Origin of the sequence: Rhizobium sp. BK491, from assembly GCF_014194925.1 — a bacterium.
Lineage (GTDB): Bacteria > Pseudomonadota > Alphaproteobacteria > Rhizobiales > Rhizobiaceae > Rhizobium.
Genome location: NZ_JACIAR010000009.1, coordinates 124,702 through 134,865, shown reverse-complemented (window position 1 = coordinate 134,865; position 10,164 = coordinate 124,702). Strand labels below are relative to the sequence as shown.

Genomic DNA, 10,164 nt, shown 5'->3' with positions numbered 1-10,164 from the left:
AGATCACCGACTGCTCGAAATGCCGACCTTTGAACATTGCCAATCTCCGCGACTTCCGGAGATCAATGCCATGTCACCAGTAACCAGGAAGTTTGCAACAGAACCGTGGCCACCACGTTCGATTTCCGCGACGAAGACGGTCAGAGCCTCTCCGACGTATCGGTGCTTGACACGATGGTCACAGTTGTTGATGCCGCCAATCTGCTTGCCGACTACGGCTCCTCCGACTTCCTTGCCGATCGCGGCGAAACCGCCGGTGAAGGTGACAACCGAACGCTGGTCGACCTGCTGGTCGAACAAATCGAGTTCGCGGACGTCGTGGTTCTCAACAAGGCCAGCACTGCCACGCCGGACCAACTGGACGCAGCGCGCAAGATCATCGTCGGCCTCAACCCGGATGCAAAGATCCTCGAAACGGATTTCGGTAGGGTTGATCTGTCCGAGGTTATGGGTACAGGCAGGTTCGATCTGGCGAAAGCGGAAACACATCCGCTCTGGTTCAAGGAACTGCACGGCTTCAAGGAGCACATCCCGGAAACCGAGGAATATGGCATTCGCTCATTCGTCTATCGTGCAAAGCGTCCCTTCGATCCGATGAAATTCCAGGCGTTCCTCAACAAATCTTGGGACGGCGTCGTGCGTGCGAAAGGGTTCTTCTGGCTTGCCACACGTCCCCACTGGGTCGGTGAGCTCAGCCAGGCGGGCGCATTGGTGCGCACAGGCAAAATGGGCCTCTGGTGGGCTGCCGTTCCAACGGAGCAATGGCCGCAGGATCGTCAGAATCGGGAGATGATTGCATCGTTCATGGATCCGGTCTGGGGTGACCGTCGCCAGGAGCTCGTGTTCATCGGTTGCGATCCGATGAACGAAGCAAACATCTCAGCCGAACTCGATGCGTGCCTCGTGAAGGATACAAAGTTTGAGCCGGATCGCTGGCGTAATCTTCCCGACCCCTTCGCCCCCTGGAACCGGCAGGCAGCCTGAGGTCAAGGATGTTTATCAGTATTTCCCGTTTTGCCTGCACGCAGGTCCAGGATCAGGATGGCGAAGACGAGAACGTCTGGCCTTTCACCTTCCTCAAGCCCGAACCGGTGATCGATGACGACTGCACTCTTGGTGAGGCATCCGCCTTGCTGTTCGATCGAAAACTTCCGGTTGAGCGCGTAATTATCGAAGGCCGATAAAGGTGCGATGGGGCAAGGGCGAGTGTGCGCTTCGCCCCATCAAAAACTCGAAATCAGGCCGCCACGACTTCAAGCGGACCATGATCGTCGCAATGGTCGCCATGCTGATGGTGCAGACGTCCATCGACCAGGTAATCGGTATGATCGCTATGTGGGACCGCCTCATGACCGCAACCTGGTCCATGAACGTGGCCGGCAGCATGGCCAATATGATCCTTGAGCGGGCGGCATCCATCTGGATTGGTTGTCGTCACTTCGATGACATGTTCATCGACATGGTCCCCATGCGGATGATGGAGGTGTCCATCATGGAGATAATCGATATGATCACCATGCTTGACGGCAACATGGCCGCAGCCGGCGCCGTGCTTGTGATCATGGTGGTCGTGGTGCGGCAGATTGCAGTTGCTCATGGATCTTTCCTTTCGCTTCAATGGTGTTCGCAGGCGTGGTCGATCGCGTTGTCGATCAGGGCCAGAACGTGGTTGTCAGCAATGGAATAAATGGCGTTCTGTCCATCCTTGCGTCTCCTGACCAGGCGGGCGGTCAGCAGAACCTTGAGGCGGGCCGACATGGTGCCGATCTTTTCCCCCTCGATCTCGGAGAGCTCGCCGACACTTCGTTCCTTCTGGGCCAGGAGGATGAGCGTTTTGAGCCGCAGAGGATCTGAAAGAGCCCTGAACATTGTCGCGGCGACATCCAATTGCTGCTCTGTGGCCATGCCATTAATCCAATATTCTATTGTTAGATAGAATATTGGATTAATTGATCCGTGATGTCAATGAGAAATCTCTGCCAGCATGCCGTCGCAGCTCTAAAGAAAACCACCACCGAGATTATGGCAGACCCCCACCGCAGGTCGGCCGTGATCGCCCCTCTTGTCCGACCGCTTCGCCCCATCGGCAGCGATCTTTGCGCTTATCCTCGCTCGCGCAAGGCGATCAGAGTTGCCTATATCAACGCCAAACAAGTTTTGAAGGGTATCCGGTTGGCCGGAATTCACCGTCTTGCCGTGATGAAATCAAATCCGTTTGGAGCAGCTGTGGCTAAGTGCGCCTTGCTAGATAATTTTTGGAAGATACTTACTCAGCTCCAGCCGTACGGTGACATCGTCTAGCAACAACGCTCTATGCCGTCGCTTTTCCACTTAGGGCAAGCCCACCTCCCGCTAGCATCGACTTGATAGAGAATACTTGTTATTGTAAACGTTATATCATAACAAAGGTCGAACTTATTCAAGTCGCACACTCTCAGGGAAAATAGACGATGTGTATAGAGTTCGACAGACGATTGTCACTGAGCTTGCGGTGTGTCATCCATAGACGTGATGGTGCTGCTGTCGAGGAATTCGGCATGCGGCTGAAAAGGGAACACGGTGCGGATTACCCATCAGGGGCCTAAACCGTGGCTGCCCCCGCAACTGTAAGCGGAGAGCACGTTCGCAAATACCACTGGCGTCAAAGCCGGGAAGGTGCGAACGGGCTGTGACCCGCGAGCCAGGAGACCTGCCATCAATGATGTCAACCGCAACGGACGGGGTGTTCCGATGGAAAATACGTGGTTGGGCGGCAGCGCTTTTGCGCCTTTGCGTCCCATCGTGATTTTGCCTCCGGCGAATGCTCAAGGAGGCTATTCATGCACAATGCGAACGAACGGATGCACCGGATCACCGTGTGCACGGATTGCCGCCACTTTGGTACACCATGCAAACCGGGGCTGCGGCTGCTGAGCCAACTGCAGGCGGCAATCGCTCAGGCCGGCACGGCCCTCTCGGATGATTTCAGCGTAGCAGGCAGCGTCTGCATGGCCGGCTGCACGCGGCCCTGCACGGTCGCGTTTCAGGCGACAGCGAAGGCAACTTATCTCTTCGGCGACATCGAGGGTGAGGCCGACATCGGTGAGCTGGTCGCCTTTGCCCGTATCTATCGTGAGCGTTCCGACGGCATGACACGGGCAGCCGAGCGCTCGAAAACCTTGGCCGGCAAGACGTTGGCGCGCATTCCCTCCGCGATGCTCTCCAGCGAATCTTGCCCCGAATCTTTGCAGTAGGAATTCCACCGTGGCGACCATGCAAAGACACCCATTGCTGGCGGCCCACCAGCTTGCCTGGGGGCCCTCCAAAGACAAACTCATCATCCGTGACGTCGGCCTTTCCATTGAAGCCGGCGATCGTTTGGCAATCATAGGACCGAACGGAGCAGGCAAATCGACTCTGCTTCGTTGCCTCTATCGCAATCTACGACCGCTCAAAGGTTCAGTCCTGTTCGATGGCAATGACCTCTGGTCAATCGCGCCACGGGAGGTCGCTCGCCGCATAGCGGTTGTTCTTCAGGAAACGCCGGGCGACTTCCCCTTCAGTGTCCGCGACATCGTCATGATGGGCCGCATTCCGCATCGTAAGGGCGTTGGGCGCTGGAGCGACGAGGATCACGACGCGACCGCCGCCTCATTGGCACGTCTCGATCTCCTTAGCCTGGCGTCCCGGCGGTTCTCCTCCTTGTCCGGCGGCGAAAAGCAACGCGTGCTGGTTGCCCGTGCACTCGCGCAGACCCCGGAGGTGATCATCCTCGACGAGCCCACCAATCATCTCGACATCCGCCACCAGCTTGAAGTCCTTGCATTGCTCAAAACGCTCGACCTGACAATCGTCACGACGCTGCACGACATCAATTTCGTCGCCGATTTTGCCACGCATGTGGCCGTCATCCATGCTGGTAGGGCGAGCGGCTATGGAACGCCTGATGACGTGCTGACGACGCAGCAGATCACCGCAGCCTTCGGCGTTTCCGCCGAGATCCATCACACCGGCGGCAACACCGCCCGCCGTTTTACCTTTTCCCTTCAATCATAGGAGTTTTGATGACTTTCCGCATATCGATCCAGGCTGCGGCATTTATCGCCGTAGCCGCCCTTTCGGGCACAGCCATGGCCGATCCCGTGACGGTCAGGAGTTGCAATCGCGATGTTACGTTCGATAAGGTCCCGGAGCGCGCCGTTTCCAACGACGTCAACCTCACCGAGATGATGCTTGCGCTGAAGCTTCAGGATCACATGGTCGGTTATACCGGGGTATCCGGCTGGAAGACCCTTGATGAAAAGCTCCGCGAGGGCGTCAAGGAATTGCCCGAACTCTCCCCTAAATATCCGACGAAGGAAGTCCTTCTGAACGCCAACGCCGACTTCTATTTCGCGGGCTGGAATTACGGCATGAAAGTCGGTGGCGAGGTAACCCCTGAAACCCTGGCGCCTCTCGGGATCAAGGTCTATGAGCTTACGGAATCGTGCATCTTCATCATGCCGAAGAACAAGCCCACCATGGACGACATGTTCGTCGATCTGCAGAATCTTGGCAAGATCTTCCATGTCGAGGATCGCGCGCAGGCGCTGGTTACCGACTATCGTAAACAGCTTGGCGAGATTGAAGCCAACATCGGTCATATCGACAAACCTACCCGAGTCTTCGTCTATGATTCCGGCGCGGAGAAGCCATTTACGTCAGGCCGTTACGGTATTCCGACCGCGATGATAGAGGCGGCCGGTGGCACCAACGTTATGGATGATGTTGAAAAAAGCTGGACGGAAGTCTCATGGGAGCCAGTGATCGAAAGAAATCCGCAGGTAATCGCTATCGTCGATTATGGTCAGGTGACAGCTGCCCAGAAAATCGCTTTCTTGAAGAATAATCCGGCCTTCGCCAATATCGAGGCGGTGAAAAACGATCGCTTCGTCGTCCTGCCTTATGTCGAGGCAACTCCCGGGCCACGCAATATCGAAGCGATCGGCAAGCTCGCCAAGGCTCTTCATCCGGACATGTTCTGACCCGTTCGGCTATTTGACATAAGTGCTCGGCCAAAGGCCGGGCGCTGGTTCTCCATGGATGTTTGCATGCGTTCCCGATTGTTGTCTCTCACCATTTTGCTGATCGTCCTCTTCGTCCTGTCGATCACGGCGGGTGTCTCGCTTGGGGCGGCATCCATCCATTTCGATACCGTCTGGTCGATCGTCATCAACAAGCTTCACCCGAACACCTTCGCCACGACCTGGTCGAAAGGGCAAGAAAGCATAGTCTGGGACGTCCGCTTTCCACGCGTAATCCTGGCGGCTCTGGTCGGCGCAGGCCTCGCCGTAACCGGCGCTGTTTTGCAGTCGCTGACGCGAAACCCCTTGGCGGACCCGCATCTTCTCGGCGTGTCGTCCGGCGCTGCCTTCGGCGCAATCCTGGCACTGCTGCATACCGGCCTTATTCTCGGGCTCCTGACCGTTCCGCTCTTCTCCTTCGCCGGAGCCTTGCTGGCCACCGCTGCAGTGGCGCTCGTTACACACCTAACACGATCACATTCTGCCGATCGGCTGGTACTGTCCGGCGTTGCCGTCGCCTTCGTCTTCAGTGCGCTTGGAAATCTTCTGATATTCCTGGGCGATCCTCGGGCGACCAATACCGTTGTCTTCTGGATGCTGGGCAGCCTCGGGCTCGCACAGTGGCAGCATCTCATCTATCCCGCTGGAGTGCTTGCCGGTTGCCTGGCCCTGCTTCTGCCGAAGTCCCGGGAGCTGAACGCTCTCGCCATGGGAGATGAAACCGCTGCAACGCTCGGAATAACGGTCGCCCGATTTCGCTTCCTCCTGTTCGTCACGACAGCGCTCCTTACGGGCGTCATGGTAGCCTTTTCGGGAGCCATCGGCTTTGTCGGACTGATGGTGCCACATTTTGTGCGCATGGTAGCCGGGGCCGACAATGTCCGCGTCCTGCCGCTCAGCGCTGCGATCGGTGCACTCACCCTTATCTGGGCCGATGTCGTCGCGCGCTTAATCATGGCACCCGAAGACATGCCGATCGGTATCGTCACCGGCCTTGTCGGTGGGCTTGCCTTCATTCTAATCCTGGTAAAAAGCGATTAGTGAACTTCGAAAAATGGCTCACCTGGGTTGATACATAGGCTTTTCCGCATTCGGAAGACTGGCCAGGGCCGATCGAGGAAATGTTCTCGCGGCACTTCGGCAAAGACTGTTTCAACCCGCTAGCGACAACTTGAACAGTCGCCGTGACGTGCTTCGCACAAGCGCGACGCATGATCTAAATTCGTCCGGTTTCATCATCAATTGGGCCCCTGATGAATAGCCCCCCGTCGCAAATTCTCGATTTAAGCGGGACTTTTTCCCCGACTTTTGCCACGTCGCCGCATAGGGAGTTTTACGGCGGCCATGATGCTCGTGTTGAAGGCGCAACATGATGCTGCCGCAGATCTACGGGTCTGCTCGGGAATGCCCCGTGATTGGATGTGGGCGCGAAGCCGTCATTCAACAATCTAAGCTTTAATCCCTGCAATGAGGGCTATTTGCGAAAGTTAACGATACCCGCCTTGAGTAGATATGAACCGTCGACCCACCAAACCACAGTGCTAGTGAGTGCGCATGCCGATGATTGGCGTCATCATTTTGACGTTCACAGCGATCCGCTCGAGCACCCTGGGCGGAACGACCTCACGCTCTGGCAGTGACCATCACGCTTGGTTCGCGCGCTCCACGATTTCGGTTGCAGCTTGGGGTACTGCGGCCTTCGGCAAGCGGTGCGCCGGGTGCTTGATGACTACCGTAGGATCACATGAAGATGTCTTTATATGCCCGAATGGTCCGCAACCGCCCAGCTTTCTAACGGTGGCCGATCATAAATCGGGCTCATTACTCACAGATGGAGAGGAATGACATTCGATCGGGCGTTCGCCACTCCATTGAATACCGGGCGCAGTTTTCTGCTCGTCGGAGTTTCTTGATCAACCCGGCGATCAGAACTCAACCCCCAGGTTACGCCGCCAATTGAGCTCCTGCGCAAAGCAAAACCTTGTCGATATGGGCGCGATACGTAATAACGTCTCTCTAACCCGAACTGGTCGCCGTTTTGCGGGCAACCAGGGACCATTTCAATTGAGCACGGAAAAACGCATCAAGGATGACAATGCCGCATTCCATGGCCGGCCATTCGCAGCAACTTCCTGAGATCAAAAGCCGAGCAGACTTCCAACTTGCGGCGGTTCAAGCCCGTGACCTTGCAAGCCAGGGCGCCATTGTGTCGATTTTCGTCACTCTGCTTTTGCTCTGTGCTTGGATCGCGAGCACGTTCAGCCTCAATGCGATCTGGATTGCGTTCTTTTGCGATAACGCGGCAGCACTTATCCTCTTTGGGACCGGGCTTCGATCTGCCCACGAGATCGCGCGGTGGCGTCGGGAGCAGGCCGGCCTTGCCAGCATTCCACTCGGACGGTTCATGCAATGGCTCATTGCCTTCGTAACCTCGCCGTGGTCGTCACGACAGGCGCAAGAGCCGGATCCGGTCGAGCGTTGGACCGAGAGCGCGTTTTTCGCCGGGCAATCGGTTTTGTCACGTATAGGTGCCCGCCCGCTCTCGGTCTTCTGCCTTTCCCTCTTTGCATGTTTGATCGTCTATGCCGGTTGGAGCCTGAAGGCGGACGACATGACGATCGGAACGATGACCCTTCTTATCATAGCCGCCTGTTTGGCTTTCGCCTTTTTTCTGCTTGTGACGGAAAGACGCCTGGCCGCGATCGAGGCACCGGAATGGCCAGAGGCAAGAGCGATTTCGCAGTTGGCGCGCGTTCCTATCTTCGTGCTTGTATTGTCCTGCTTCAGCCTATTTGTGAGTACGCGTGGATCCGGTCTGTCCATAAAAATGCTCGCAGCGCTGGGAGGCTTTGTCGCCGTTGTCGCGGTCGAGTTCCTGCTTCGCGCGATTGCGTCCATGTTTCGCCCGCAAAACGATAGCCGCGAGCCGGCATTGATCGCGACAAGCCTTGTGGCGGGCATTCTTCAGTGGCCACCCCGGCCTTGGGTCGGCATCCAATCTGAGTTACAGACAAGGCACGGCATCGACCTACAGCAGATCTGGGCCTTTTCGTTCATTCGAAAGGCCGCTCCAGCCATTATTTTTGGAACGCTGTTTCTAGGCTGGCTGCTGAGCAGCGTGCACGAAGTTCCGATGACCGGCCGAGGCATCTACGAGCGGTTCGGCAAGGCCGAGGGCATCCTGCATTCCGGCCTGCACATCGGCCTTCCTTGGCCGTTTGGCCGAGTTATTCCCATCGAGAACGGCAGCGTGCACGAGCTGGCAACCTCCGTCAGCACGAGCGGTGATGGCGAAAAGCTGGCCGATGCCGAAGGGCCAGCGCCGGAAAGCGCGAACCGGCTGTGGGACGCCTCACATATCAGCGAGAAATCTCAGCTTATCGCCAGCGGCACCGGCGGCGCGCAGAGCTTTCAGATCGTCAACATGGATGTACGTTTCGTCTACCGCATCGGTCTTTCGGACCAGGCGGCGGTAAAGGCGGCCTATCGGGTCGCCGATCTCCCAGCCTTGATCGAAAGCACCGCAAACCGCGTATTGGTTCATGACTTTGCCAGGAGAACGCTCAACGACGTCTTGAGCGAAGGCCGGTTGTCGCTCGCAAACGATATCGCCTCGGCAGTCCAGAAAAACATGGATGAGCTGAACAGCGGCGTCGAAATCCTGGCGGTGGTCGTCGAGGCCATCCACCCGCCTGCCGGCGCGGCCAATGCCTTCCACGGGGTCCAGGCGGCTCAGATCAGTGCAGAGGCGCTGGTTGCGCGCGAACGGGGAACGGCCGCCGAACAGACGAATGAGGCACAATTGAATGCCAGCCTCCAGCAGGACAATGCGACGGCAACGGCAAGAGAAGGTGTCGCGGCTTCGCAGGTCGCAAAACTCCGCTTCCAGGCCGAACAATCAGCCTTCCACGACGCGGGACAGGCGTTCTTGACAGAAGAATACTTCAACCGACTAACGATGGGGCTATCCCACTCGAGGGCTCTCGTCCTCGATCACCGCATCGGCGGAAACATCGCTCCAACCCTTGATCTCCGGAGCGTGATGCCACCAGTCGATCCCGACACGAGTGCCGAACCTAACACCCCATATCAAAGCGAAGAAACCGGCCCATGACTGACGCGCACGCCCATCCGGGCTCGGACCATCACGAGCACGATCATCATCATGATCACGGCGATGACCACAAAGAAACTATGCCCTTTCGGTGGTCCCGCCTGGTGGTCGCGACGATCGTCGTCGCCATCATTCTGGTCGCTGCCTGCCTCGTCCAGGTGAGATCGGGAGCGGCGACTATCATCACCAGGTTTGGCAATCCCGCTCGCGTTCTGATTGATCCCGGCCTTGCCTTCCGGCTTCCCATTCCCCTGGAGAAGACTATCGACGTCGATCTGCGTGCCAAATCGACGTCCAGCGGCCTGCAGGATGTCGGAACCAAGGATGGGCTGCGGATCATCGCGCAGGCCTATGCGATCTGGCAGGTCCCGCCCGATCCGGATGCCATCAAGCGCTTCGTGCGGTCGGTTCAAAACCAGCCAGATCAGGCAGCAGCACAAATCCGCACATTTCTTGGATCGTCGCTCGAGACGGCGGCGAGCAATTTCGACCTGTCGTCGTTGATCAACCCCAATCCGGACAAGCTGCGGATCGACGCGCTGGAAGCACAGCTCAAGGCCCAGATCGCACAGCAATTGTTCGACACTTACGGCTTGCAGGTGGTTGATGTCGGTATCGAACGCCTGACCCTGCCTTCGGTGACGTTGAGCGCCACTGTCGACCGAATGCGGGCCGAGCGTGAAACCATCGCCACTGAACGTGCGGCAGTCGGCAAGCGCCAGGCCGCGGAAATCCGCTCCGCAGCCGAGCGCGACGCGCGCGTCCTTCAAGCGGACGCGACCGTGAAGGCCGCCGATATAGAAGCGAAATCCCGAGTCGAAGCGGCACGGATCTATGGAGCGGCCTATAAGAGCGCGCCTGAGCTTTACGAACTGCTCCGCTCCCTCGACACGCTTGGCACGATTGTCAATTCCAACACGCGCCTTGTCCTGCGCACCGATGCAGCACCTTTCAGGGCTTTGGTCGATGGACCGCCCAGCGCCGCATCAGCTGGCGGAGCACATTAGA

The 10,164-nt window shown here is 57.6% G+C and carries 9 protein-coding genes, 1 pseudogene and 1 riboswitch; of the genes and pseudogenes, 8 read left to right on the top strand and 2 right to left on the bottom strand.

Annotation, left to right across the window (positions count from 1 at the left end):
- Window positions 1-105: 105 nt before the first annotated feature.
- Window positions 106-984: pseudogene (locus FHX05_RS26600) on the top strand (GTP-binding protein); the annotation flags it as partial.
- A gap of 8 nt (window positions 985-992) precedes the next feature.
- The gene (locus tag FHX05_RS26595; protein WP_183875625.1) at window positions 993-1,184 is read left to right on the top strand and encodes a hypothetical protein; all 192 of its coding nucleotides are present in this window, start codon (window positions 993-995) and stop codon (window positions 1,182-1,184) included.
- Between the two features lie 53 nt (window positions 1,185-1,237).
- Here the strand turns inward: FHX05_RS26595 and FHX05_RS30550 are convergent, their stop codons facing one another.
- Window positions 1,238-1,597 carry a hypothetical protein gene (locus FHX05_RS30550; protein ID WP_246699120.1) on the bottom strand — a complete coding sequence of 120 codons (360 nt, stop codon included), beginning with the start codon at window positions 1,595-1,597 and terminating at the stop codon, window positions 1,238-1,240.
- 17 nt (window positions 1,598-1,614) lie between these two features.
- Window positions 1,615-1,905, bottom strand: a complete 291-nt coding sequence (locus FHX05_RS30545) for a metalloregulator ArsR/SmtB family transcription factor (RefSeq protein WP_246699119.1) — start codon at window positions 1,903-1,905, stop codon at window positions 1,615-1,617.
- A 590-nt stretch (window positions 1,906-2,495) separates the two neighbouring features.
- A riboswitch (cobalamin riboswitch) is annotated at window positions 2,496-2,712 on the top strand.
- Window positions 2,713-2,819: 107 nt separating this feature from the next.
- Here FHX05_RS30545 and FHX05_RS26585 point away from each other — a divergent pair.
- The 6 genes from FHX05_RS26585 to FHX05_RS26560 all read left to right on the top strand — a co-directional run bounded on the left by FHX05_RS26585 (window position 2,820) and on the right by FHX05_RS26560 (window position 10,163).
- Complete coding sequence (locus FHX05_RS26585; RefSeq protein WP_183875623.1) at window positions 2,820-3,233, top strand: DUF1636 domain-containing protein; 414 nt, start codon at window positions 2,820-2,822, stop codon at window positions 3,231-3,233.
- A gap of 19 nt (window positions 3,234-3,252) precedes the next feature.
- Window positions 3,253-4,035, top strand: a complete 783-nt coding sequence (locus FHX05_RS26580) for an ABC transporter ATP-binding protein (RefSeq protein WP_183875632.1) — start codon at window positions 3,253-3,255, stop codon at window positions 4,033-4,035.
- Between the two features lie 8 nt (window positions 4,036-4,043).
- Window positions 4,044-5,003: an ABC transporter substrate-binding protein gene (locus FHX05_RS26575; RefSeq protein ID WP_183875621.1), complete on the top strand. Its 960-nt coding sequence runs from the start codon at window positions 4,044-4,046 to the stop codon at window positions 5,001-5,003.
- A gap of 66 nt (window positions 5,004-5,069) precedes the next feature.
- Entirely contained in the window at window positions 5,070-6,083 is a 1,014-nt protein-coding gene (locus FHX05_RS26570) for an iron ABC transporter permease (protein ID WP_183875619.1), read from the top strand.
- Between the two features lie 1,363 nt (window positions 6,084-7,446).
- Complete coding sequence (locus FHX05_RS26565; RefSeq protein WP_246699118.1) at window positions 7,447-9,156, top strand: protease modulator HflK; 1,710 nt, start codon at window positions 7,447-7,449, stop codon at window positions 9,154-9,156.
- Complete coding sequence (locus FHX05_RS26560) at window positions 9,153-10,163, top strand: protease modulator HflC (protein WP_183875615.1); 1,011 nt, start codon at window positions 9,153-9,155, stop codon at window positions 10,161-10,163. Before FHX05_RS26565 ends, FHX05_RS26560 begins: the two co-directional genes overlap by 4 nt.
- Window position 10,164 lies beyond the last annotated feature (1 nt).